Source organism: Paenibacillus sp. PsM32 (assembly GCF_030433815.1).
Classification (GTDB): domain Bacteria; phylum Bacillota; class Bacilli; order Paenibacillales; family Paenibacillaceae; genus Saccharibacillus; species Saccharibacillus kyungheensis.
This window is the reverse complement of sequence record NZ_JARUWY010000013.1, coordinates 55378-81700: the sequence shown is the minus strand read 5'-3', so window position 1 is coordinate 81700 and position 26323 is coordinate 55378. Positions and strand designations below refer to the sequence as shown.

Here is a 26323-nt window from a genome sequence, read left to right as displayed (position 1 = left end):
TATGTAATTATGAATATATTAATAGGGAGATGAACAAAGGCGATATTTTCTGTATTACACAGAGAATGTCGCCTTTTTGACGATGAAATACATACCATTTGACAATAATTTGTAATAAATAATATAGAAATAAGAAGAATATAATTAAATAACGAATCAAAAGGGGCAAATTGTGGTAATAGAGACTATAACAATAGAAACGTAATTTTTAAAGTGCTCCTAGTTTGGAGTAGCAATGGATACTAACATAAGAGGGGAGTGCTTAATTATGGCGACAAATACAAAAGGCCGTTCAAATTCACCCGGAAAAAATGCACGCGGATTAACTCGTTTGCTCACAATTATAGGTTGGATTGCTTTTGTTGTTGGTGTAGTAACGATTATTTTGAATATCCAACCATTTAATGATAACAACGCTGGATTGATGATGGGTATCGGATGTGTAGTAGGAAGTGTATTTATTTACTTTATTGGTAAATCGATCGGTTCTATGCAAGTTCGTAATGAAGAAGGAAAAGAAAGTATCAATGATGATTAAAAAATGAGATTGACGATAAAATAAATCCTTTTTAATTAAATACATGCTCCTTTAAGAATTAATTCTTAAAGGGGCTTTTTTACGGAATCACAATATGATAATATATAAATAATGTGAAAAGATTCACGATAACCTGTTAATAAATTGACAGATTTGTTAACAAGTCAAAAAAATGTGGAATTTACACCTTCTATGGATACGCAAATAGCACACTTAGTGTTAACATAGAAATGTGTGGTTTCAATATTATGAACGTCTTAAACGTTATGTGAGAAAGGGGATTAAGATGAACAAAAAACCGGGTTCTCGTCTTATGATGTGGGTTATGATTATTGTGTCGGTTCTGTCACTCGCTTTGACGGTATGGGCACTTTATGCAGGTAGCCACAATTACTTTGTTCTCGATCCGAAAGGACCTATTGCCGCAGGACAAAGAGATCTAATCGTGATTTCCACGATTCTAACTGCCATTGTTATTGTTCCGGTAACGATACTCACTTTTGTTATAGTGTGGAGATACCGTGACAAACCAGGTAGAAAAGCAAAATATGATCCGGATTTCAACCACAGCACCAAGCTTGAAACCATCTGGTGGGGGATTCCAATCATCGTTATTGCTGTACTTGGTATTGTAACTGTGCGTTACACTTATGCATTAGAGCCTTCTGTAGCGATTCAATCACAGAAGGAACCTATTACAATCCAAGTTGCTTCTATGGACTGGAAATGGTTATTTATGTACCCGGGCGAAGGTATTGCTTCTGTGAACTCTATTACGATTCCAGAAGATACACCTGTACGATTTGAACTGACTTCTGATGCTCCGATGAACTCTTTCTGGGTGCCAGAACTTGGTGGACAAATTTATACGATGTCGGGTATGGCTATGACATTGTATCTACAAGCTGATCATCAGGGAACTTTCTTTGGATCAGGTGCTAACTTCAGTGGTGAGCATTTTTCCCAAATGAGATTCGATGTGAATGCTGTATCTGACGAGCAATATCAGACTTGGGTCAACAAAGTTAAAACCGAGTCTAAACCTATGAGTATGGAAACATACCAGTCGCTAACGGTTCCTGGAACTGCTGACAAACAAACGTTTTCTGCATTCCCGGAAGGTCTATTCCAACAACTTGTTACCAAATACTTGCCAGGCGGTTTAGCAGGCGGTAAAGATCGTGCTACTCACACCACTCCTTCTACTCAGATTGATGAGAAACAAAGTGAAGAAGGACAAAGTGATATGGGAACAGGCGATCACGATGGCATGGAAATGAATGATCAAGAAAGCACAGACACGAATACTAGCAATTAAGTTCAGATTTATTTGAAGTTAGTTGTACCGTAGCGTGTGACATAAAAGACAGGGAAAGGAGCTCCCCGATGCTCGAGAAAATTAAAGATTTTGCATCTGACTTTTTCGTCACCGGCGACCCACTAATTTACGGTGCAGATGTATCTATCGGACTTGCGATGATTGCTATCGTTGTGGGACTCACCTATTTCAAAAAATGGGGCTGGTTGTGGCGTAATTATTTAACAACAGTTGACCACAAAAAAATCGGTATCATGTATATTCTTGCTTCGATTTTGATGTTGTTCCGTGGCGGCGTGGATGCCATTATGATGCGTACTCAACTCGCATTCCCAAATCTCGAATTTTTACATCCTGAACATTATAATCAGGTATTTACGACGCATGGCGTAGTTATGATCCTGTTTATGGCGATGCCATTTATGTTCGGACTCTTTAATATCGTTGTTCCTCTTCAATTAGGAGCACGCGATGTAGCTTATCCATTCTTGAACGCATTAAGTTTCTGGTTGTTCTTCTTGGGTGCGATGCTATTTAACTTATCTTTCGTTATCGGTGGTTCACCGGATGCAGGATGGTTGAGTTATCCACCACTATCAGAACTCCAATTTAATCCAGGACCTGGACAGAACTTCTACATCTGGGGTATTCAGATCTCAGGTATTGGTTCCCTTGCAACGGGTATTAACTTCTTGGTAACGATTATCAAAATGCGTGCACCAGGCATGACATTTATGAAAATGCCTATGTTTACATGGTCTGTATTCGCAACATGTATCATTATCATTTTCGCTTTCCCAATTTTGACAGTTACACTAGCACTATTGTTTATCGATAGGTTTGCGGGGGCTCACTTCTTTACACTCGATGGTGGCGGTAACCCGATGATGTATATCAACTTGATCTGGATGTGGGGTCACCCTGAGGTATACATTGTTATATTACCGGCGTTCGGTATTTTCTCCGAAATCGTCAGCGTATTCTCACGTAAAAAGCTATTTGGTTACACATCCATGGTATTCGCCATGTTGATTATTGCATTCGTATCGTTCTTTACCTGGGCGCATCACTTCTTCACGATGGGTTCTGGCGCAGATGTTAATGCGTTCTTCGCATTATCCACGATGCTGATTGCAATTCCTACAGGGGTTAAAATCTTTAACTGGTTGTTTACGATGTATCGTGGTCGAATTCGCTTCGATCTGCCGATGCTCTGGACGATCGGATTTATCCCATGTTTTATTATCGGTGGTATGACAGGGGTTCTATTGTCTGTTGCTCCTGCTGACTTCCAGTATCATAACAGTTACTTCCTAATTGCTCACTTCCACCAAGTTCTTATCGGTGGTGTAGTATTCGGTTATTTCGCTGGTATGTACTACTGGTGGCCAAAAATGTTCGGTTTCAAACTGAACGAAACATTAGGTAGATGGGCATTCTGGTTCTGGAACATTGGTTTCTATGTATGTTTCATGCCTCAATACTTGCTTGGTCTAATGGGTATGACTCGTCGTATCAGTACATTTGATTGGGACACTGGCTGGGGTCCATTAAACGTTGTATCCACAATGGGTGCATACTTGATGGGTGTAGCGTTCTTGTTCCAAGTTCTTCAAATTGCTTATAGTATCAAAAATCGTGAAGTCGATACGACTGGCGATATCTGGGACGCTCATACTTTGGAATGGAGTATTCCTTCTCCTGCACCAGAGTATAACTTTGCAGTGGTTCCAGTTGTGGATAGTAGAGATCCGCTATGGGTTGAGAAACAGCGTCGTGCGGCTGGTAAGCTTCCGAAAAATCCGCCAAAACCTGTATATGCTCCAATTCATATGCCGAAAAACTCTGCAATTCCAATTATAATGTCAACATTCTTCTTTATTGCCGGATTCGGCTTTGTCTTCTTATGGACATGGATGGCGGTTCTTGGTCTGATTGGTGTAGCAGGTTGTATGATTGCTCGCTCTTTCCAATACGATACCGACTATTACATTCCAGTTGAAGAAATTGAGAAGACGGAAGCATCGATAAGGGGGACGGTCTAATGGCACAAGCTGTATCACAGCATGGTCACGACCATGATCATAGTCATGACCACGGGCATCACGATCCGCAAGAAATGAAGCTTCTTGGTTTCTGGATCTTCCTAATTACCGACGTTATCTTATTCGGTACTTTATTTGCAACATATGTGGTTCTTCATAAAAACACTGCCGGTGGTCCCGGTGGTGCAGAAATATTCGAAATGCCTGGCGTTATCGCTGAGACATTTATCTTGTTAACAAGTAGTTTTACAAGCGGACTTGCTGTACTTGCTATGAACAAAGGAAAGGTAAAACAACTTATTTCTTGGTTGATCGTTACTTTTATTCTAGGTGCAGCATTTATCGGGCTTGAAGTAACGGAGTTCGTGAAATTGATTGGAGAAGGACACGGAATCTCTGCAAGTGCATTCCTAAGTGCATTCTTCACACTTGTCGGAACTCACGGACTTCACGTCTCGGTTGGTCTAGTCTGGATGTTGTTATTGATTATCCAATTGTCTCGTCGTGGTATCACTGACGTAACACGCGGTAAAATTAACGTCATCAGCTTGTACTGGCACTTTTTGGACGCGGTATGGATCTTCTTGCTATCCGTCGTCTACTTGTTGGGGGTGATGTAATATGGCGCAGCATTCAACAGATTCACATGCACATGGTGAAGATCATGCTCATGGCTCGCTTAAATCTTATATCATTGGTTTTATCCTTTCGATTATCTTAACGATTATTCCGTTAGTTGTTGTTATGAACCATATGTTCCAAGCAACAGCAACGATTCTAATCATTATGATCACTGCAGTATTGCAGTTCGTTGTACAGCTATTCTTCTTTATGCATGTACGTGATCGTACAGGTAACCAACCTCGTTGGAACGTAATGGCTTTGATTTTTGGTCTAGCGATTGTATTGGTTGTTGTATCTGGTTCTGTATGGATCATGGCTTACAACGGCGTAGGATACTAATCCACTAGATAAGAACTTATAAGTGCAAGATACGAGATAGACTTTAAAAGCTCTTTTGCTGGATCTACTACAGATTGTTATGCTGTAGTGGTGAAAGTGAAAGAGCTTTTTTGCTATACCGTTTGATAGGAATGATTAGATTATGTAATCCAAGTAAGCCTAATTAATATCTAATTTAAAGGACAACAGCAGATACAGTGCAGTGCATCATCATAGTCGATGATGTAATACCGTAATAGATAACAACAGCAGTATAGCAAAAAGAGTCTTGTTCCGCTGTGACAAACAGCAAAGCAAGACTCTTTTATAGATGTGATACATAATGTATAGCAGATACAAAGTGATTATCATAATGTATAGCTACTTGAGAGCATTATCCTAATTGAGGGATAGAAGAAGTAACACGATATTGTAAGTGATCCAAATACGTTTGAACTTCATCACGAAGTTCAGGACGCTGAAGAGCAAAATCAATTGTTGCTTTGACATAACCAAGCGGATCACCGATATCATAACGATTACCTTGAATCTCTAACGCTGCTATATGAGGTAAGCGTGAGATCGCATCGGTTAATTGAATTTCGCCACCTTTGCCAGGTAACGTATCTTCCAAATAATCAAAGATTTCAGGAGGCAATACGTACCGTCCTATCACTGCTAGATCGGATGGAGCATCTTCGATAGCCGGCTTTTCTACAATATCGCTAACAGGAATAATCGAATAAGGAGTGTTGGGTATAACCGATGGAGCGACAATCCCATATTTATTTGTATGTTCATAAGGCACATGTTGTACACCTACAATCGCTGTAGAAGGATATACATTTTGATTCAATAATTGCTGTAATCCGGGTACTTCATTAACGATAAGATCATCACCCAGTAGTACTGCAAAAGGTTCATTTCCAACAAACTGCTTGGCGCACAAAATGGCATGTCCTAGACCTAAAGGTTTCTTTTGACGAATATAATGAATATCTGCCAGTTCCGAAATACGATTCACCTGTTCTAGTAAAGCATGTTTCCCTTTGGAAGCTAAATCAAGTTCAAGCTCAATCGAATGGTCAAAATGATCTTCAATCGAGCGTTTGCCACGACCGGTAACAATAAGGATAGATTCGATCCCACTAGCAACGGCTTCTTCAATAATATATTGAATCGCTGGTTTATCAACGATAGGTAACATTTCTTTTGGTTGTGCTTTGGTAGCAGGCAACAGACGTGTGCCAAGCCCGGCAGCAGGTATAATCGCTTTACGAACTTTCATCGGAATTCCCTCCTGAACCTGTATTATCTTCATACACGTACGCTATATCTGTTATGCAGACGTTTGATTAACGGAATACCCATAATTTACTGACCGTATAGTTGATTCCTAATCCCAAAATGGTTACTGCTATTTTGGCAATCCAGACCGGAATACTCGCAGGAACCAAGCTAATTGCAATAGCTGTAATACTAGCAACTGTTATATTTACCAGTAGAAAACGGAGTATTTCTGAAAAGTCAAAGCCTTTACCACGTGCAAACGTCCAACGACGATTCCAGAGATAACTGTTCAGTGTTCCAGCGCCATAGCCGATAAACTGAGCGGCTACAACGCCTGTAAAGCTCTGTAGTAGCATAAAAACAACAAAGTCGATCACAGTATTGGAGACACCAACTGTAGCAAATCGAATCGCTTGATTCGCAAATAATTTAGAAACCAGCATGACGTTGTTCGCTCATCATACGACGTTGTTCTTGCAATTGTTCATGCACAGGAAGTGGTTGTTCTTGAGCAAAATTTCTAGTTTGCTGTATCAGATAAAGAGGACGTTGCTTCACTTCATCATAGATCCGGCCAATATATTCACCGATAAGACCAAGAATGACTAACGTAATCCCATTTAAAAATAAGATCGTTGCTACGATAGAAGCCCACCCTGGTGTGGTTGAAAAATGCAGTAACTTCTGAGCCAGTACAAAGATTAGATAAAAGAAACTGAATAACGATACAACACTACCTAGAATACTAGCTAATTTTAAAGGTTTGAGCGAAAAAGCGACCAGTGCATCTGATGCAAAGCGGATCATTTTTTTAAGAGGATATTTGGTTTCACCTGCAAAGCGTTCTTCACGTACATAACTGATAGATGTCTGGCGGAAGCCTACCCAGCTCACCAGACCACGAACAAATCGATTATTTTCTTTTAATGTTTTCATCGCTTCACATACTTTACGATCGATTAAGCGAAAATCACCTGTATCCATCGGGATATCAATATCACTTAATTTGTTCAGTGTGCGATAGAACATCGAAGCAGACCATTTTTTAAAGCCTGTTTCACCTTTACGTTCTGCCCGGGTAGCATAGACGACATCGTAGCCTTCTTTCCATTTTTCGATCATTTGCAAAATCAATTCTGGTGGATCTTGAAGATCAGCATCAATAACAACGATCGCTTCACCTTGAGCATGATCCATACCAGCAGTAATCGCGATCTGATGACCAAAGTTACGGGAAAAGTCGATCCATTTCACAGATGTATCTTGGGCACAAAGCTGATTCACAATAGAAGCCGTTTGATCACGACTTCCATCGTTTACAAAAATTAATTCATAAGGTTCATTCGTTTGTTGCATCACTTCAGTCAGGCGACGGTAACATTCCATTACAACAGCTTCCTCATTATATACAGGTACAACGATTGAATATCGCATAGGTTTTCCTCCTTATAAATACATCTTTATGTCATCACAACAGTGGAGTTACGATTGATTTAATTCATATAAAGTCAGTTGAGAACTTCTTCCACCGCCACCGCGTTGAGAACGTTGAGAAGTCGTATCGGTTGATGTAGTAGAGTTAGCACTCCATTCACTTTGTGCAATTTCAGTGCCATGTGCTTGTACCCATGATGTCAAATCTGAGCTCCCACTACCCATACCGCCACCAAGAATCACATATTTAAGTTCGCCATTGGTGACTAGCGCTTCGAGTTGAGTCGTTGTCAGTGCAGTATCAGAGCCTTTGAATCCGCCCCATGCTATTACAGGAGATCCAGTAGCTAAAATAATCGGTGTAGCTGTCTGTGAAGAAGTAGTGGCTACCAGATATTTCTCACCAGTGTTATGTTGTTGCAAATAAGTGATCAAACCAGAATCAATAGTAGAGCTGTTACTGCGTCCGCTAGAGGTTGCTAATTCCGGTCCGGCAGAAGGTTGTGTAGAATTGCCTCCATAGATTGCTGGTGTTATCGACCAGTAGGCAGGTGCAATAAGTAAAGCGACAAGAGCAAGAGTGAGTGAGATGCTGTTCATCGATTGACGTGAACGAAGGGCAATCCCTATAGACATCAGTCCGATCAGAGCTGCTACAATACCAAGAATCATTTGATCTAACGAAATCGTAATATATAATCCAGTTGCGATCCCTATGAGCATAAATATCGTCAACCAGCGCTTGTGTATATTTTGCCATAAATAAGCGAGCGCTGCACCTGTGAGAGCGGCAATCGCAGGAGCCATCATAATAAAGTAATAACGGTGAATATGCCCTGCAATACTGAAAAAGATAATCATCGGTGCAAGCCATGCTACCCAGAACAGAACAATATGTCGTTGTTCCCTGCGTTGCAACCATAATATCAGAGCACTCAATAAGGCTAAAGGAAGGAACCATGCGATTTGCCCTGCATTGGCTGTGCTGAATAATCGAAGCCATCCAGCATCACCAGCGTCATTACTACCACCGCCAGAACCACCCATTCCACCACTGCCAGAACCACCCATTCCACCACTGCCAGATCGTCCGCCATCATTACCCCCACCAAATCCGCCTTGTGGTGGAGCATTTCCGTTAGTATTCTGAACAGAAGCGGTAGAATGATCTGCACTAACTGTAGTAGTTGCAGGCTGATCCGATATTGCCGATGTTTTTGTATTGGATGTATCTGTTGAAGTGTTAGCTGTTGTTGGTGTGCTACTTGAGCTGATAGAGCTTGATGTTGTGCTACTATTGCTACGACCATCAGGTGTACCGGATGGCATAGTACCCATTCCACCACTGCCGCCACTACCACTAGAATCACCTGTAAGACGACTGATTCCATTGTAGCCAAGCGCAAGTTCTAATACAGAGTTGGATGTTCCACTACTTCCTACAAAGGGACGTTGATCCGCAGGTGTAAGGTCAACAATAACTGCCCATGATAGAGAAATCATTCCCATCAATACACTAGCAGTTAACAAATGAAGTATTTTTTGTTTCCATTGTCCTTTACGAGCTAACCAGTAGAGAAGGTAGAACGCAGGGAGTACCATAAATGCTTGTAGCATTTTGGTATTAAATCCTACTCCAACTAGTCCGAATGCGATACAAAGGGTAAGTAGTTTGCCACTGCGTACACTTTTGGACAATAGATAAGTCGCTAGCATTAAAAAGAAAACTAGTGTGCTATCTGCATTATTCGTGCGGCTAACAGCTACAGCGATTGGCGTTAACGCCATAATCAGCCCGGCGATACGTGCAGCAGTGATTCCAAAGTGAGGCTTCATTATGAGATACAGTAAAATAACAGAGCCAGCTAATCCAAGTGCAGATGGTAATGCTAGACTCCAACTATGAATTCCAAATAGTTTGGCGCTGATCGCTTGAAGCCAGAAAGCAACCGGCGGCTTATCAATCGTAATAAAACCACCAGGATCATAAGCGTTGAAAAAGAAATTATGCCAGCTCTGCACCATGCTTGTAATAGCAGCAGTATAGTAACTGTTCAGGTCACCTGATTGATTAATGTTATATAGCGAAAGACCCGCGGCGATAAGCGCCAGTATAGCTAAAATCGGATCTATCCTTCGAATGCGGGATTCTTTCACTTGTATATATCCTCCTTTGTTGATCACGTCGTATAACTTTATGTAAAAAATATAACAAGGGTTTATGAACAAAAAATGAACGTTGCCTTAAAGGCGGTTAAAGATTGCTATAAATACATATAAAAAAGCGAGAAACCCTTAACATACAAGGAATTTCTCGCTTACTGATACAAGATGAATAGAACCTGAAAAGAATATATTGATATTGTAAAATGGGTCAACACCTAGCTCTGATTTAAAAAAGTTAAGATCCTTTGGGTTGTTCAACAGTTAACGGTAAAAAAACAGTCATTTTGGTTCCTTGTCCATCCCCACTAGATCCTTCTATTCGTCCACCATGCAATCCAATAATCTTCTGCACAATCGACAATCCTAATCCATTACCACCGGTAACCGATGTACGTGAAGTATCGACTTTATAAAAGCGATCAAAAATATGTTCTAAATGATCAGGTGCTATTCCGCAACCGGTATCTTGCACCGACGCTATAATCCATTGCTGATCATGTGTAAGCGTAATATAAATATTCCCTTGTTCCGGAGTGAACTTGATCGCATTCGATAATAAGTTAATCCATACCTGACTGAGTAAATCTTCATCTCCGTCAAATGTAATTTTGTCGAGATCAGCAGAAAGTTCGATATTTTTTTCCATCCAAAGAGGGACACAAGAAGCGACAGACATTCGGATCTGTTCATCCAGACGGAAAGGAACAGTATGAAGTTTAACAACATCAAGTGAAGCTAGTTTTAACAGATTGCTACTAAGCTTGGATAATCGTTCACTTTCTTGCTCAATAATCGTCAAATGTCTGACCTGCTCAGGAGAAGCACTATCTCGCAAAGCTCCTGCAAATCCACGAATAGAAGTCAAAGGAGTCTGAATCTCATGCGATACATTGGATACAAATTCTTGACGCATCGCTTCGATCTTAGATAATTCGCCAATCATTCGATTAAAGTTACGGCTTAATTCACCAATCTCATCGTTACGTCGTAGATTCACACGAACTTGATAATCGCCTTTGGCTACACGTCGGGTCGCTTCCGATAATTTGGCAATCGGCTTGGCAATTAAGCGAGCCGCAAATAAAAACAGTACAACCCCAATCACTAACATGACCGACAAGACTAAAAACATCCAACTATTAAATTGATTCACAAAATGACCGGGTGCAGGACGAGCAAAAAGAGCATATTTTTGACCATTACGCTCAAACGGTACACCGACATAACGAGGTTCTTTTTTATCTTTTGAATTAAAAAATGAAAAATCAAAACTAGGGACAGTATTATTGGTAGTCGGTATAGCTGTAGGGTGATAGACCTGTCCATTTAATACTTCTTCTTTCACTGTCTCTGGGATATTCCATTGATTCAAAGGATCAGGAGGTGTTGGTTTTGCTTTATTTTTTGTATCTGTTGAGGTACTTGTTGTAGAAGCAGGCGGTGTCGGAGGTACAGGTGGTGGGGAAAGTCCCGGAGGCCCTCCCGGTCCTTCACCAATAGAACGATACGTCGTACCATCTGCGCCGATCACTACAATCTGCATCTGTCCGCCCTGACTATCTAGATATTTCTGAATCATATTTTTAGGAATAGAAGATTGAATCTCAGCCATAGACTTGGCATCTGCCAAAATACGATCTTCTACAAAGTTAACCTGTTGTCGTTGAAATACCCAATCAGACATCAGTAAAGTAATGACAAAGCTGGCTACTACAACTGCAATAAACGTAAGTACCAGCTGACTATAAATATTTTTCAACCTTATTTCACCTCAATCCGGTAACCGATGCCCCGAATTGTCTGAATCGTAAATCCATTTTCTTCTGTAAAACGATCGCGTAGACGCTTAATATGCACATCGACTGTACGTTCATCACCATCATAATCATGCCCCCAGATTTTTTCGATCAATTGATCGCGTGTAAAAATCTGTCCCGGGAATCCAGCAAGAGTATATAACAGATCAAATTCTTTGGCAGGCAAAGCTTGTAGGCTACCATTTGTATCTGCTTCTTTGGTCGAAGCATCCAGTCTGACATTACCAATCGAAAGAGATTCGCCTGAAAAAATGCGATAACGTCGCAACAAAGCTTTGACGCGCATAACCATTTCTTCAGCTACAAAAGGCTTCGCTAAATAATCATCTGTACCCAAGCGGAATCCTTTGATTTTGTCTTCGGATTCACCTTTGGCAGTTACTAGAAGAATCGGTACATCTCCATAATAACGGCGAATATCTTGCGTTAGTTGCCATCCGTCCATATGAGGCATCATCACATCCAGAATAATCAGATCCCATTTGCCATTTCCAAGCATATCAAATGCTTCTTTACCATCTCGTGCCGTATGCACACTATATCCTTCACGACTTAAATACATATGAATTAATTCCAAAATGGAAGGATCATCATCAGCTATCAAAATACGTACCATATCGTAACGCTCCTTTACAAGTAATCAGATTAATCGTACCCAGTGCTTGCATTATCATATCAGATCAATATGAAGAATACATGAACGAGATAGTCTGACATTATGTAGATCATAACATCAACCCAGCAACACGCCTATCAACGAATTTGCAAAAAAATCCAAAAAGTGTGATTAATCACTTCCCAAAACGAACAATATGAACTAAAATGAACTTATATGAACATTAGTAATCCAAATTACACTTATTGAGAGGATGAATAATAATGGAAAACCGTTATGTGTCTCACCCGAATGATGTGAAATCTTTTGATACTGATCGTCTACGTGAGGAATTTTTGATCGAATCTTTATTTCAAACCGATGAACTTGTAACCGTATACAGTCATGTAGATCGCTATATTGTAGGCTCGGCTGTTCCTGCTTCAAAAGAGATCAAATTAGAAGTGAATCTTAAAGATATCGGAACAGACTTTTTCCTTGAGCGTCGTGAGATTGGAATTATTAATATTGGAGCTCCCGGTAAAGTTACCGCAGATGGTCAGGAATATGAAGTAGCTGCCAAAGAATGTCTGTATATCGGACTGGGTACCAAAGAAGTGACGTTTTCAGGTAGTGGCAGTGAGCCCGCTAAGTTCTACTTTGTATCTACACCCGCACACCATCAGTATCCAACCGTAAAAGCAACCCAAGAAGATGCAACACCAAGTCATCTAGGTGATATCAAAACATCAAATGAGCGTACAATTTACAAATATATTCATCAAGGCGGTATTAAAAGCTGTCAGTTAGTGATGGGAATAACAGAACTGGCTCCAGGTAATATGTGGAATACAATGCCTTGTCATACTCATAACCGTCGTTCTGAAGTCTATCTGTATTTCAATCTGGATGAAAATGCGACAGTATTCCACTTTATGGGCGAACCGCAAAATACCAAACATCTTGTTGTACGTGATGGACAGGTAGCGATTTCTCCAAGCTGGTCGATCCATAGTGGCGTAGGTACAAGCAATTATACATTCTGTTGGGCAATGGCTGGCGAAAATCAAACGTTCGATGATATGGACGCAGTAGCTATGAAAGATTTAAAATAAACCCAAAACCATTCCGGCATCATACTGGAAGGGACGGGGGAATTATGAGTGCATTGAAGCGTCATGAACGCATTATGGAAATATTAATATCTCATCAAGAAGTAACAGTCAGTCAATTGAGCGAGATGATGAATGTTACAGGCAAAACGATTCGTGAAGATCTAGCTAAGTTAGAAGACATGGGATTGTTAACTCGTGTACATGGCGGAGCTGTACTGGCACAAAATGATCAATATGGCATTTTATCCGGTCAAGGAACCAATACCAAGCATATGTCTGAAAAAGTAGAAATCGCCGAGCGGGCGCTTCATTATATACAGCCTAACGATATTATTGCACTCGATGGAGGCAGTACTACGCTGGAGATCGCCAAGCGACTGCCTAATGTGCCATTAACTGTAGTTACCAATGACCTGTTTATTTTGAGTGAACTTGCCAAGCGTGAACAAGTACGTCTGGTCGTTCCTGGCGGGGAACGAACACGTAATATGTTGATTAGTTCGCAAGCGGTAGAGTATGTACGCAGTCTCAATATTCATAAAGCATTTGTATCTTCGACAGCGCTCCATCCTGAATTTGGATTGTCGATCTATACAGGTGATCTGGTTCCTTTCAAAAAGGCACTGGTTGAAACAGCGCAACAAGTCTATGGAGTAGTCGATCATCAAAAGTTCGGACAATTTGCATTATGGACATTTGCTGCCTGCCAACAGCTCGATATGATTATTACCGATAGTGGATTGTCTGCTGAACAGATAGAACATTTTAAACAATCCAATCTTCCATTGGATATCGCTACACAGTAGAAAGGATGAATATATTGATGAACAGTTTTGATTTGACCGGCAAAGTAGCTTTGGTTACAGGATCAAGCGGTGGTCTGGGACAGGGAATGGCATTAGGGCTTGCTCAAGCAGGAGCAGATATTATCTCGGTCTCTTATTCAAGCAGTCAAGATACAGTCGATAAAGTAAAAGCATTAGGACGTGAAGCGATCGATATCGAAGCTGATCTGAGCAAGCATGACCGATTAGAAGATGTAGTACATCAAGCATTAGCATTTAAAGGCAAAATCGATATTTTGGTCAACAATGCAGGTATTATCCGTCGTGCTCCAGCAGTAGATCATCCGTGGAAAGACTTTGCCGATGTGATTGATATTAATTTAGAAACAGTGTTTTATCTGTCACAATTGGTCGGTCGTCATATGATCGAACAAGGAAGCGGTAAAATTATTAGTGTGGCTTCGATGTTGTCTTATCAAGGTGGCATCAATGTACCGGGTTATACAGCCAGTAAGCATGGGGTTGCAGGAATTACCAAAGCACTTGCGAATGAATGGGCAAGCAAAGGGATTCAGATTAATGCGATTGCTCCAGGTTATATGCTGACAGACAATACAGCACCGATTGTAGCTGATCCTGCTCGCTTTGATGCGATTACCGATCGTATTCCAGCAGGGCGCTGGGGAACAGCCGAAGATATGCAAGGACCTGTCGTCTTTTTAGCTTCCAAAGCTTCCGATTATTTGAATGGACATGTCATCTGTGTAGATGGCGGATGGATGGCACGCTAATTCGATTTGGATGATTGTATCGATTAGCATGAATGTGTACCACAGAATCTATAACAGAAAGGCAGTGTGATGATGAAACAAGGCGTACTTGCACATATTTATGGACAATTGCCACTTGCAGAACTTGCTGCTAAAGTGTCTGCTGGTGGATTCACTTCTGTTCAGTTAGCGCTTGCCAAAGCGATCTCGGATATAGATACATCAAATGGTCGATTAAGTCCCGGACTTGCTAATCATATTGCAGAACAATTTGATCGTCAGAATGTACGCATTGCTGTACTGGGTTGTTATATTGATCCTATTCATCCTGATCTCAGTGAACGTCGTCATGGCATCGAACGGTTCAAAGAACATTTGCGATATGCACGTGACTTTGGATGTAGTATGGTCGCTACCGAAACAGGTGGGTATACGACCTATCAAGCTTCAGAACCGGAACGATATGCAGAAGTAGGTTGGCGTATTTTGGAAGAAACAATATCTGAATTAGCCGAAGAAGCTGATAAATGGGGCGTACATATGGCCATCGAACCGGTTGCTGATCATACGCTTCATTCTACCGAGCGGATGTTACAGTTAATCGAGGATATTCCTACGACAGCGATAGGTATGCTGTTTGACCCTTGTAATATGATGAAAACGGAACATGTAGATCATCAAGAAGCTTTTTTACGGGATACATTTGAACAGTTAGCTCATCGGATGTTGTTGATCCATGCGAAAGATTTTACATTTGCACCGGATGGCAGTAAGCCTTATCGTACAGCAGGTACAGGTATATTGGATTATCCGTTATTTTTCCGTTTGCTTCAGGAGTACAAACCTCATATCGATATTTCACTAGAAGGTGTACCTTTAGATGACCTTCCGCAAGCATCATTATATATGCGTAAGATCTGGCAAGACGTACAGGCTTAATCGTGTAGCTATTATTATTTTTCGATATCCTCCTTTTGAAGAATAGCCTTTATCATAAGGCTATTCTTTTTTTTGTAGAATGTGGCAAAATATTAAATCATTGCTATCGTTATCAATAAGCTTCATACTTTAAGTTCATGTTTAATTCTTCTTAACAGATGTATGAAGAAGCAGATAGGGATAAGAAGAAGGAGGGTACGATGAATAATTTACTGCATCATCGAAATCGTAAAGTAGCTTTGATTACTGGAGCTGGCATAGGGCTTGGACGAGGAATCGCCAAAGTACTTGCTCATAAAGGATATCGTATTGCGCTTACATATCATTCAGAATCGGATGATATTGACAATGTGACTCAAGAATTATCACATATTTATGGAGCACAGCCGTTTGCTATTCAGACAGACCTTACGCAACCTGATCAGCCAGAATCGGTAATCAAGCAGACGTTAGAACATTTCGGAAGGATCGACTTGCTTGTTAATAATGCAGGTGGAGGCAACGGTACAGCCTTATTGGATCTGGAAATGGGAGATTTAGATCATTCGATCCATCTTAATTATCGCGCACCTATTCTAGCTTCCAAATATGCAGCCCAAGCGATGATTGATCAAGAAATTGCTGGAAATATTATTTTTATCACATCTTCCCGCGCAGAACGTGCTTATCCTACCGACAGCATCTATGGTGGCATGAAAGCGGCATTGATACGCTCAGCGGCTTCATTTGCACTGGAATTTGCTCCTTACGGTATACGGGTGAATTGTGTAGGTCCGGGTGCGACTGTAAATCGATTAGAGTACGATGCTATCAAGCAACCACTAGGACGTAAGATTCCTTTAGGTCGTATGGGTACACCTGCGGATATCGGCAAAGCAGTTGCATGGTTATCTTCTGATGACGCTTCTTATATTACAGGAATCAATTTACGGGTAGATGGCGGATTGATTTTGCCGGGTATGCCAGAAGATACTTCTCCAGAAGCAGGTTATGGCTGGGGCGTTATTTACGATCATTTAGACAAAGATTAAGTGATCATCCTATATGATATAGACTTCAAACCTGCGGACTTCTGTTATAGAAGAAAGCAGGTTTTATTTGTGTGCCAAGTGATCCCTTCATGAAAACTTCATTTGACTATAGTCCTCCTTTTCCTCATAATTGGTAATAGTTTAGAATGATTATAAATTGTATGCAATTAATTGTAACTATTATCTATTAGCTCTTAACATTTATATTACTATACACATTCAGTTGGGTGTGATCATCATGCTCATCTTAAATATGGAGGAATGCAATATGTACAAATCAATTATTGTTGGAACAGGTCCTGCGGGACTAACTGCTGCGATCTACCTTGCTCGTGCAAATCTAAGCCCGTTGATTATTGAAGGCCCACAACCAGGTGGTCAGTTGACTACCACGACAGAAGTTGAAAATTTCCCGGGCTTCCCTGATGGTATTATGGGACCGGAATTGATGGACAATATGCGCAAACAAGCAGAGCGCTTTGGTGCAGAATTCCGTACAGGTTGGGTGAACAGTGTAGATCTTGGAGATCGTCCGTTCAAATTGCAAGTAGAAGGTATGGGCGAATTGGTTACCGAAACATTGATTATTTCTACAGGGGCTACAGCTAAATATCTAGGTATCCCTAACGAACAAGATAATATCGGACGCGGCGTAAGTACTTGCGCAACCTGCGATGGATTCTTTTTCCGCGGTAAAGAAATCGTGGTTGTCGGTGGTGGAGACTCTGCATTGGAAGAAGCTAGCTTTTTAACTCGTTTTGCTTCTAAAGTAACACTGGTTCACCGTCGCGAAGAATTGCGTGCTTCCAAAATCATGCAAGATCGTGCTCGTTCCAATGAAAAAATCGAATGGGCTTTGAACCAAAATCCACTTGAAGTGGTTGCTGGCGATAGCGGTGTAACAGGTCTTAAAGTGATGAACAACAATACAGGGCAAGAAGAAATCATTCCTGCACATGGCGTATTCGTAGCGATTGGTCATCATCCCAATACAGGATTCTTGAACAATCAACTCACAACGGATGCGAATGGTTATATCGTATCTAACCCAGGTACGTCAGAGACCAATATTCCGGGCGTATTCGCTTGTGGCGATGTGCAAGATACTCGTTACCGTCAAGCGATTACAGCAGCAGGTAGTGGCTGTATGGCAGCGATGGACTGTGAGAAATTTATCGAAGCGTTGGAACATCAAGAAGTCGTTATGGGTTAATTGTATTTTATACAGATCTAACATATATAATGTCTACAGGTAGCAGAATAGCTTCAAGTTCTGCTATCTACATAATCTAATTTGATAAAAGGAGTGTTACATTATTATGGAAAAAGCTATCGTTTATACAAGTACTAACTGCCCGCATTGCAAACAGGTGAAAAGTTTTTTGAATGACAAAGGCATCGAATTCGAAGAACGTAATATCGAATTGGAAGAAAAATATGCAGAAGAAGCTTGGAACATGGGTGTACGTGCTGTTCCAGTTACATTGATCGGTGAGTACAAAATTATGGGTATGAATATGACCCAATTTAACAAAGCGCTAGCAGAAGCGTAAAATAAGCAAAAAAATAAACGGTAGCCCGGATGATGGGTTGCCGTTTTTTTGTTGATTAGATAATCCTATAAGAATGAAGAAAAACATGTACGTTGTGCAAATAAAGTACATTTGTATCAAAAAAATAATGTGGAGCATACTAACACATGATATCGTATCTAAAATAATAACTGGGTGACAGCGCGAAAAATCATAAAAAATCCAAAACCTGCGATCAAAAAGGATACGCCCTTTTTGCGCCTCGCTTGTGAGAAGTTAAACACACTCAGGCTTACTAATGGAACGATGATAAAAGAAAATAAAAACAACATTACGTAAAAAGGCAGCGAAATGTCGGCAGTTCCCAACAGGTTCATGGTAGCTCTCTCCGTTTCACATTCGTTCGTATTGCATAACACATAACGAAATTATAGACCGAAAGAGCAATAGATTTTCCACTAAAATAAGGCAATTTTACGTCAAATTTAAGATAAATAATTCACATTTACTATTAAAATAATTAAGAATTGTGTCCAAATGATATTAAAGCGATACTTTTACCCGACCTAGAAATTGTGAGACAGCCATATAGGCTGTACCGATCACAGTCGATTGATCTTGTAATTCGGAGTATTGAATGATTAACTTTTGGCGATGATAAGGAAGAGTTCTTCGGGATACCACCTCTTGTAAATACTGATCGATCCATGGTTCTGCCTGTCTCATATGCCCGCCAATAATCACTAATTCAGGGTTAAATCCATTGACTAGATTGGTAATACCAATCCCTAGATATTCACCGATTTTTTGAAATAAATCTCTAGCTTCCGGTTCATCGAATTCAGCACGTCTTACCCAATCTGCGGTAGTACTACCGGGAATCGGTTCTTTGACAGCATGATCGTAAGCCAGTTCAGAAGCATATAATTCCCAACACCCCTGACTACCACAAGAACAAGGCAGACCGTAAGATTCTACAGACATATGCCCTGTTTCTCCCGCATAACCGCGTGAGCCTTTGTACAGTTCCCCTTCAATAATGATGCCAGAACCTATCCCTGTTCCTACACTGACATAGACCAGATGTTGAGCTTGTCTACCTGCACCGAACTGCAATTCTCCGAGTGCCCCTGCATTGGCTTCATTATCGACAATCACAGGAATATGAAATAAATGCTCTAATTGTTCTCGTAAAGCAACACCTTCCCAACCGAGGTTGGGTGCAAATAATACATTTCCTTGTTCATCCACCATTCCTGGTACACCTACTCCCATACCGATAATTCCATGGATCGAATCAGGCAGATTGCGCAACAATACAGTCATTTCGGTCTGTAGCTGCTCAATAACATCAGTCACTTGATGACTAGCAAGAGGAGAGGTCGAGTTGGCAATAATTTCACCTTCTAGATTGGTCAGAATCAAAATAAGCTCGTTGACTGTAATCTCTACACCTGCGGCATAACCTGCATTTTTGTTAAACAACAAAATCAACGGCTTACGTCCACCACTAGACTGTCCTTGACCGGATTCGATTACCAGTTGATCATCAATCAACTCTTGTACAAGATTGGAGACTGTGGCTTTATTCAGCCCTGTTGATTGGGAGACTTGAGTACGTGATAGAGGAGCATACTGGCGAATATTATCTAACACCAGAGACTTATTTATCTTTTTGACAAGCGCTTGATCACCTGTGATTTTCATAATTTTCTTCCTTTCAGATGACTATTCACTAACTTTGTTTAACCGATAGACAAAGTATATCATATATGTTAGGATAGCGATGTAAACGATTTCTTTTTGATTATGTTGGATACATTGTTCTGCTAAATGATTGTTAGATGATCGATTTTAGGCGCACCTTCTCTGCTTACTAAGCCGCTCTAAAAGAGATTTTTGTAACAATCTCATACGAATGATAAGAGGAGGATTTTATTTATGGCTTACTTTGCAAATATCGAAAAAATTACTTACGAAGGTGTCCAATCCAAAAATCCATACGCTTTTAAATTTTATAACCCGACTCAAGTGATCGCTGGTAAAACAATGGAAGAACATTTGCGCTTCGGTATGGCTTACTGGCATACGATGGTAGCAGGTGGAGCTGATCCATTTGGTGTGAATACAGCAGTGCGTCCTTGGGATTCGTATACAGGTCTTGATCTTGCCAAAGCTCGTGCTGAAGCACTATTTGAATTAATGGATAAGCTTGATATGCCTTACTTCTGTTTCCATGATGTAGATATCGCTCCTGAAGGAGATAGCTTGCGAGAATTTTACAGCAATATTGATACGATTGTCGACCTTTTAGAAGGATATATGAAACAATCCGGTAAAAAATTGCTCTGGAATACAGCGAATATGTTCAGTAATCCACGCTTTATGCATGGTGCAGCTTCAACGAGTAATGCAGATGTGTACGCTCATGCAGCGGCTCAGATCAAAAAAGGTCTTGAAGTAGGTAAACGTCTAGGTGCTGAAAACTATGTGTTCTGGGGCGGTCGTGAAGGGTATGAGACATTGCTCAATACGGACTATGCACTAGAACAAGATAATATTTCACGTATGTTCCATATGGCGATCGATTATGCGAAAGAAATTCAGTTTGATGCTCAATTCTTGATCGAACCCAAACCAAAAGAGCCGACAAAACACCAATATGATTTTGATGCGGCAACTACCATTGCGTTCTTGCAAAAAAATGGTCTGGATAAACATTTCAAATTGAACTTGGAAGCGAACCATGCGACGCTTGCAGGACACAATTTCCAACATGAATTACGTGTTGCTCGTACGAATGGTATGTTAGGATCACTGGATGCGAATCAGGGGGATCTATTGATCGGATGGGATACGGATGAATTCCCGGTAGATCTTTATGCAGCGACTTTAACAATGTATGAAGTGTTGCAAAATGGCGGTCTAGGCAAAGGTGGCGTTAACTTTGATGCGAAAGTACGTCGTCCTTCTTTTGAGCCAGAAGATTTGTTCTTAGCTCATATCGCTGGAATGGATACTTTTGCTAAAGGTCTAACAACAGCAGCGCGTCTGATCGAAGATCGTGTATTTGAAGACTTTATCGACAAACGGTACAGCAGTTTCCAAGAAGGTATTGGAGCCGATGTATTGAGCGGTAAAGCGACATTGTCTTCACTAGCAGAGTATGCGCTTAATAATGAAACTCCTCGTGCCAATGAATCTGGTCGTGAAGAATGGTTGAAATCTGTTCTTAATCAGTATTTGGTGACGGAATAAGAGGGATACACTTTAGGGATTAATTTAGTTTAAATATAGTGTACTAACGTTAGAGCGCTACGAGAATTTATTCTTCTTGTCGTCGCTGGTAAGGTTGGATATCTTGGTTAGACTGCTAGGCAGTCGATATCCAACCTTAAAGGCGAGCGCTTCGCTCTTTCAGAAGAATAGATTCTCTTCGCTTGAGCGTGTAGGTACTGTGGATTAGGATAGAAGATTAGAGCAAAAGATAACGCTAAAAGATAAGGTCAAAGGCATGTCTCCCTTATTCCCTTGTGGGGAGGGAGGCATTTTTTGATGCGGTAAGCATTTTGGGAAAATGCTTTTGGTTTTGATATAGGGCAAAAATATAAATAAATATAAAGTTTTAAAAGATTAAAAGATTAAAAGGTTAAAAGATTAGAAGATTGAATGATTTATTGTGAGTAGATGTCTGCTATGAGTGCAGTTATGGGCGTAGAATACGTAATAATGGTTGGCAATAAGTTTAGAGATAATAAATAATGATTAGCATTTTATGTGATGAAAGAAAAATATAGAGGTATGGAATTAAAGGTGTTATGAAGTGGTAAAAGGGATTTAATTTTTTTGATATATTTAGTAATTATTTGTGTAGCAAAGATAAATTGAAGGAGGGGTAAGGATGAGTTATGTGATTGGGGTTGATTTGGGGACGAGTGCGGTGAAGACGGTGTTGGTGGATAAGCAGGGGAATATTGCTTATGAGACGTCTGAATCGTATCCGTTATCTCAACCGAAAGCAGGATATAGCGAACAGAGTCCTGAAGATTGGGTAAAAGGGACGTTAACATCGCTCCGTCGGTTAGTAGAGATTTCAGGTGTAGCGTCTGAAGAAATTGAAGGGTTGAGCTTTTCGGGGCAAATGCATGGATTGGTGTTGTTGGATGGAGACAATAAGGTAATTCGTCCAGCGATTTTGTGGAATGATACACGTACCAGTAAGCAGTGTCGCCGAATTGAAAAAACCTTAGGTGATGAATTATTACAGATTGCTCGTAATCGAGCGTTGGAAGGATTTACATTGCCCAAAATCTTATGGGTGCAGGAAAATGAGCCAGAGCATATGGAAGCGGCACGATTAGTTTTGCTACCGAAAGATTATGTGCGTTACCAGTTAACAGGTGATCTAGCGATGGATTATTCCGATGCGGCAGGCACATTGTTACTCGATGTAACCGGTAAGCAGTGGAGTGAGAAGATCGCTTCAGCTTTTGATTTGCCTATGTCGTTGCTTCCGCGTCTAATCGAATCATTTGATGATGTAGGTGGATTATTGCCGGAAGTCGCTGAACAGACAGGATTGAGTGTAAATACACGCGTCTATGGTGGTGGAGCAGATAATGCTTGTGGTGCGATTGGTGCAGGAATTCTAAGTGAAGGGCAGACGATGTGCAGTATCGGTACATCCGGTGTCGTGCTGTCTTATGAAGAACGCAAAGATTTGGATTTTGCAGGGAAAGTTCATTTCTTTAATCATAGCGAGCAAGATGCTTTTTATATTATGGGCGTTACTCTTGCGGCAGGGTACAGTCTAGAATGGTTCCGCAGTGCATTTGGCAAAGACCTTTCATTTGACCAGTTATTGCATGGCGTGAACAACGTAGCGGCAGGTGCAGAAGGGTTGTTATTCACACCTTATATCGTAGGTGAACGTACACCTCATCCGGATGCAGATATTCGTGGAAGCTTTATCGGTATTGATGCCGCGCACAAGTTACCGCATTTTGCGCGTGCTGTATTGGAAGGAATTACATTCTCTTTACGAGAATCGATTGATATTTTACGCGAATCAGGCAAAAGTATCACTTCTGTCGTATCGATCGGTGGCGGAGCGAAGAATGAGACTTGGTTACAAATGCAAGCAGATATCTTTAACGCTGAGATTGTTCGTTTAGAAAATGAGCAAGGGCCTGCTATGGGAGCGGCTATGTTAGCGGCTTATGGTAGCGGGTGGTTCCCATCTTTGCAAGACTGTGCAGCGGCATTTTTACGTCACGCGAAGTCTTATCAACCTGATCCAGAGCGTGCTGAAAAGTATGATCAGTTGTTTGCGATTTATCAGGATATTTATGGACAGACTGCGGAATTGAATAAACGTTTGGCGGCTTTTCGCGGATAGATGAACGTATAGATGAACGTATAGATGGAAAAATAATAATCAACAAAACCCTTCTTTTACAACACAAAGAAGGGTTTTTGCTTTAAAGTGGAAATATATTACAAAATTATCGTTTTCAAATACTCATCATACATAGTTACTTGCTCTAAATGATCAATCCCGACAAGAATATCGATTACAGGTTTGGCTTGGATATTAGTAATCGCTGTACTTCCAATATGTTGTACTCTATTTGGATGTAATGAGGTGGCAGTACAGATGCTTTTTTTCATATTTTCAAATAATCCAATCCAGTCAGGATCGTAATCAACAAGCTTGATTTGATTTTTAGCAATACCTAATTCATTTTTTGGCATATATACACATCCTTTTATAGAAATGATGAAGTTGTATTATAACTTGTTGTGAACAAATAAAGGAGGACAATTCATATGAAATTACGTATCCCCTTACTACTGTTATCGTTAAGTATGGCTTTCTGTTTGTCTTATAGTATCGGCTTGATCTGGGGAGATAGTACTCAACAAATTGCTTATCTTTTATCGGTTGTAGGTTTGATCTTTTTATTTGAAAAAACAAAGATGAGTGAACGAAAAGTGAATAGATTGGTAGGGATAGTTATAGGAATATCTGCTGTATTTGCAGGTTCCTTAGTAGAACTTCAAGATTGGTCATATGTAGTAAATATGTTTATTTAAGAAAGGAGTAAAAGAGATGAAAAACCAAAATATTTCGCTCAAAATCTGTATTGTAGTCGTTATTAGCGCTCTTCTTTTTCATTTTGGAGTAGAGTATTACAAAAAACAAGTGACTCAAAAAGTCATCAACTATCTGGTACTGGAAAAAGGATATCAAAGTACAGATATTGCTGAAATCAAAACGTATATTAGTAAAGCACCTGTAGTCAGCACAAGTGTAATATTCAAAGACGAAAGAAATGCAATGTATATGTATAAATCAGACAATGGACAAATGGAGCAGTATCATTGTATCCCTGCTATTAATGATTTGAAGCAAAAATATATTCATGCAGAAAATCCGTAATCTACATAGTAGTAAGCAATAATAAATAATAGGAAGTCGCGATAACCTACAATATAGTAAAATCTGAACTAATTATTTCGACATTAATCATTCTCCACTATAAATATCCTTCATAAATAATAAAATTGTTTAGTATCTCAGAACAAATGTGTAATAATAGACATATGTTTAAATAAGTGTCGGCGGAATGGATTCTATTATACATTTCAAATATAAGATACATGATTTTTACATTAAAAAAGGAGGAACCCTGATGGATAAACGATATTGGTTAATTGGTGGCGTAAGTGGAGCAGTATTAGCACTTGCAGGAACAAGAATGGTGTGGAATACAGCGGTCAAAGCGCAAACACCCAAACGTATTCCGGTAGAGCGTAAGCCTGCGATGCCTTATCAAGATATTGAATTTTTGAGCGACGGTCTACGTATTCAAGGGTGGTTTATTCCTTCTAAAATACAAGAAGATCAACAACATCCTACAGATCACAACACGATCAAAGATCCAACAGATCATATGGATTCTACAACGTCTGCACCATTGATGATTATTGCTCATGGTTGGGGTTCTAATCGTTCCCGGGTACTGCGCTATATTGAGCCATTATGGGAAGCAGGATATGCCCTTTTGATGTATGATGCGCGTAGTCATGGACATAGTGAACCGATCGAAGCACCTTCTGCATATACATTTCGGGATGATATTTTGGCGGCACTGGATTATGCTGTACATATTCCAGAGATTGATCCTCAGCGGATTGGAGTGTTAGGGCATTCTATGGGTGGACTGGGTACTATTTTGTCACTTCCTTATGGATTGCCTGTACGAGCTGTTATTACTGATTCGATGCCTGCTCAATTTGAGAGTGTGCTTGAAGCTGAATTTAAGCGTCGGGGGCTACCACTATTTCCGATGGCTAATATTATTCCAAGAATCTGGTTTTATCGTTCTCATATTTCGCTCAAAGAATATCAACAGAAAAATACCGTATTCTCGATCAATGAAGCACGTAAAGAAGCCGATTTGCCGATTCTGATGATCCATTCGCGCGGAGACGCTTTTATTCCACCGACTGAATTAGAATTTGTTATGGGGCAAGTCACACCACCGATTGAGACATTATTTGTAGATACGAATGGACATAGTTCTTCACAAAAAGATCCTCATTTCTGGGCGAAAGTGTTGCCGTTTTTGGATGAACATGTAAAGCATGCTCAACCTAGAACCAAAGCGATTACTCAATCGCCTATCGTAAATAAGACGACCGCTAAAAAAATGAATATTCGTGTATGGAAAAGTCCAATAAGTTGGCTCAAATCAGTAAATGAAAAAGCATCTGCAACCGATAATTAAAATATAGTGATAAAGTAATATTATTCGTTAGTAATATCAAAATGGATACATATATCTCATGAAAATATGCGGTTGTGTACAATCCAGTTTATAACGACTATAATTAAGCTTATACTCTATAAATAAGTAAATATAATCGACAGATCGTCCTACAGATTATAACGCTTATCATTGCTAAGTTGCTCACTCACTATAGTTATGTTTACCTATTAC

The 26323-nt window shown here is 40.2% G+C and carries 25 protein-coding genes; 17 read left to right on the top strand and 8 right to left on the bottom strand.

The genetic code is table 11. The features are described 5' to 3' along the window. The first annotated feature begins 268 nt into the window (after positions 1 to 268). The 5 genes from QCD85_RS20215 to cyoD all read left to right on the top strand — a co-directional run bounded on the left by QCD85_RS20215 (position 269) and on the right by cyoD (position 4864). The gene (locus QCD85_RS20215) at positions 269 to 538 is read left to right on the top strand and encodes a hypothetical protein (RefSeq protein ID WP_273613614.1); all 270 of its coding nucleotides are present in this window, start codon (positions 269 to 271) and stop codon (positions 536 to 538) included. 286 nt (positions 539 to 824) lie between these two features. After that, a complete protein-coding gene (gene qoxA / locus QCD85_RS20210; RefSeq protein ID WP_273613613.1) occupies positions 825 to 1856 on the top strand; it encodes a cytochrome aa3 quinol oxidase subunit II in 1032 nt (343 codons plus the stop codon). A gap of 68 nt (positions 1857 to 1924) precedes the next feature. Then, positions 1925 to 3901, top strand: coding sequence for a cbb3-type cytochrome c oxidase subunit I (locus QCD85_RS20205; RefSeq protein ID WP_273613612.1), 1977 nt, complete (start codon positions 1925 to 1927; stop codon positions 3899 to 3901). Further along, positions 3901 to 4521 (top strand): cytochrome o ubiquinol oxidase subunit III, encoded by a 621-nt coding sequence (gene cyoC, locus QCD85_RS20200; RefSeq protein WP_301263696.1) that lies wholly within the window; start codon positions 3901 to 3903, stop codon positions 4519 to 4521. Before QCD85_RS20205 ends, cyoC begins: the two co-directional genes overlap by 1 nt. Before the next feature lies 1 nt (position 4522). Continuing rightward, on the top strand, positions 4523 to 4864 hold the full coding sequence (gene cyoD / locus QCD85_RS20195) for a cytochrome o ubiquinol oxidase subunit IV (protein ID WP_069325649.1): 342 nt from the start codon (positions 4523 to 4525) through the stop codon (positions 4862 to 4864). Between the two features lie 373 nt (positions 4865 to 5237). On the opposite strand, the gene galU is transcribed toward cyoD, so the two are convergent. The 6 genes from galU to QCD85_RS20165 all read right to left on the bottom strand — a co-directional run bounded on the left by galU (position 5238) and on the right by QCD85_RS20165 (position 12166). Then, positions 5238 to 6131, bottom strand: a complete 894-nt coding sequence (galU, locus tag QCD85_RS20190) for a UTP--glucose-1-phosphate uridylyltransferase GalU (RefSeq protein ID WP_301263695.1) — start codon at positions 6129 to 6131, stop codon at positions 5238 to 5240. 67 nt (positions 6132 to 6198) lie between these two features. After that, positions 6199 to 6576, bottom strand: coding sequence for a GtrA family protein (locus QCD85_RS20185; protein WP_301263694.1), 378 nt, complete (start codon positions 6574 to 6576; stop codon positions 6199 to 6201). Next, positions 6563 to 7567 carry a glycosyltransferase family 2 protein gene (locus tag QCD85_RS20180; protein WP_273613608.1) on the bottom strand — a complete coding sequence of 335 codons (1005 nt, stop codon included), beginning with the start codon at positions 7565 to 7567 and terminating at the stop codon, positions 6563 to 6565. The genes QCD85_RS20185 and QCD85_RS20180 overlap by 14 nt, the downstream gene beginning before the upstream one ends. Positions 7568 to 7615: 48 nt before the next feature. Continuing rightward, a complete protein-coding gene (locus QCD85_RS20175) occupies positions 7616 to 9724 on the bottom strand; it encodes an ArnT family glycosyltransferase (protein WP_301263693.1) in 2109 nt (702 codons plus the stop codon). A gap of 244 nt (positions 9725 to 9968) precedes the next feature. Continuing rightward, entirely contained in the window at positions 9969 to 11492 is a 1524-nt protein-coding gene (locus tag QCD85_RS20170) for a sensor histidine kinase (protein WP_274171869.1), read from the bottom strand. 2 nt (positions 11493 to 11494) lie between these two features. Continuing rightward, positions 11495 to 12166, bottom strand: a complete 672-nt coding sequence (locus tag QCD85_RS20165) for a response regulator transcription factor (RefSeq protein ID WP_273613605.1) — start codon at positions 12164 to 12166, stop codon at positions 11495 to 11497. 263 nt (positions 12167 to 12429) lie between these two features. Here QCD85_RS20165 and kduI point away from each other — a divergent pair, with 263 nt between their 5' ends. The 7 genes from kduI to QCD85_RS20130 all read left to right on the top strand — a co-directional run bounded on the left by kduI (position 12430) and on the right by QCD85_RS20130 (position 18338). Then, positions 12430 to 13260 carry a 5-dehydro-4-deoxy-D-glucuronate isomerase gene (gene kduI, locus QCD85_RS20160; RefSeq protein WP_273613604.1) on the top strand — a complete coding sequence of 277 codons (831 nt, stop codon included), beginning with the start codon at positions 12430 to 12432 and terminating at the stop codon, positions 13258 to 13260. Positions 13261 to 13304: 44 nt separating this feature from the next. After that, positions 13305 to 14066 carry a DeoR/GlpR family DNA-binding transcription regulator gene (locus tag QCD85_RS20155; RefSeq protein ID WP_301263692.1) on the top strand — a complete coding sequence of 254 codons (762 nt, stop codon included), beginning with the start codon at positions 13305 to 13307 and terminating at the stop codon, positions 14064 to 14066. Between the two features lie 17 nt (positions 14067 to 14083). Then, positions 14084 to 14836: a 2-dehydro-3-deoxy-D-gluconate 5-dehydrogenase KduD gene (gene kduD, locus QCD85_RS20150; RefSeq protein WP_274171871.1), complete on the top strand. Its 753-nt coding sequence runs from the start codon at positions 14084 to 14086 to the stop codon at positions 14834 to 14836. A 69-nt stretch (positions 14837 to 14905) separates the two neighbouring features. After that, positions 14906 to 15754: a sugar phosphate isomerase/epimerase family protein gene (locus tag QCD85_RS20145; protein ID WP_367317671.1), complete on the top strand. Its 849-nt coding sequence runs from the start codon at positions 14906 to 14908 to the stop codon at positions 15752 to 15754. A gap of 200 nt (positions 15755 to 15954) precedes the next feature. Further along, a complete protein-coding gene (locus tag QCD85_RS20140) occupies positions 15955 to 16785 on the top strand; it encodes an SDR family NAD(P)-dependent oxidoreductase (protein WP_273613601.1) in 831 nt (276 codons plus the stop codon). 268 nt (positions 16786 to 17053) lie between these two features. Next, positions 17054 to 17998 (top strand): thioredoxin-disulfide reductase, encoded by a 945-nt coding sequence (gene trxB / locus QCD85_RS20135; protein ID WP_273613600.1) that lies wholly within the window; start codon positions 17054 to 17056, stop codon positions 17996 to 17998. A 106-nt stretch (positions 17999 to 18104) separates the two neighbouring features. After that, on the top strand, positions 18105 to 18338 hold the full coding sequence (locus QCD85_RS20130; RefSeq protein ID WP_069325635.1) for a glutaredoxin family protein: 234 nt from the start codon (positions 18105 to 18107) through the stop codon (positions 18336 to 18338). A 522-nt stretch (positions 18339 to 18860) separates the two neighbouring features. Here QCD85_RS20130 and QCD85_RS20125 read toward each other — a convergent pair. Continuing rightward, positions 18861 to 20024, bottom strand: coding sequence for an ROK family protein (locus QCD85_RS20125; RefSeq protein WP_274171873.1), 1164 nt, complete (start codon positions 20022 to 20024; stop codon positions 18861 to 18863). A 234-nt stretch (positions 20025 to 20258) separates the two neighbouring features. On the opposite strand from QCD85_RS20125, the gene xylA reads away from it, so the two are divergent. Both xylA and xylB read left to right on the top strand, forming a co-directional pair. Further along, entirely contained in the window at positions 20259 to 21575 is a 1317-nt protein-coding gene (xylA, locus tag QCD85_RS20120) for a xylose isomerase (RefSeq protein WP_069325632.1), read from the top strand. 643 nt (positions 21576 to 22218) lie between these two features. Further along, a complete protein-coding gene (xylB, locus tag QCD85_RS20115; protein WP_301263691.1) occupies positions 22219 to 23715 on the top strand; it encodes a xylulokinase in 1497 nt (498 codons plus the stop codon). 98 nt (positions 23716 to 23813) lie between these two features. On the opposite strand, the gene QCD85_RS20110 is transcribed toward xylB, so the two are convergent. Continuing rightward, positions 23814 to 24071 (bottom strand): GrpB family protein, encoded by a 258-nt coding sequence (locus QCD85_RS20110; RefSeq protein ID WP_301263690.1) that lies wholly within the window; start codon positions 24069 to 24071, stop codon positions 23814 to 23816. A 75-nt stretch (positions 24072 to 24146) separates the two neighbouring features. Between QCD85_RS20110 and QCD85_RS20105 the strand changes: the two genes are divergently transcribed. The 3 genes from QCD85_RS20105 to QCD85_RS20095 all read left to right on the top strand — a co-directional run bounded on the left by QCD85_RS20105 (position 24147) and on the right by QCD85_RS20095 (position 26110). Then, positions 24147 to 24413 carry a hypothetical protein gene (locus QCD85_RS20105; RefSeq protein ID WP_301263689.1) on the top strand — a complete coding sequence of 89 codons (267 nt, stop codon included), beginning with the start codon at positions 24147 to 24149 and terminating at the stop codon, positions 24411 to 24413. A 16-nt stretch (positions 24414 to 24429) separates the two neighbouring features. Next, positions 24430 to 24759, top strand: coding sequence for a DUF3139 domain-containing protein (locus tag QCD85_RS20100; RefSeq protein ID WP_273613595.1), 330 nt, complete (start codon positions 24430 to 24432; stop codon positions 24757 to 24759). A gap of 253 nt (positions 24760 to 25012) precedes the next feature. Then, a complete protein-coding gene (locus QCD85_RS20095; protein WP_301263688.1) occupies positions 25013 to 26110 on the top strand; it encodes an alpha/beta hydrolase in 1098 nt (365 codons plus the stop codon). Positions 26111 to 26323 lie beyond the last annotated feature (213 nt).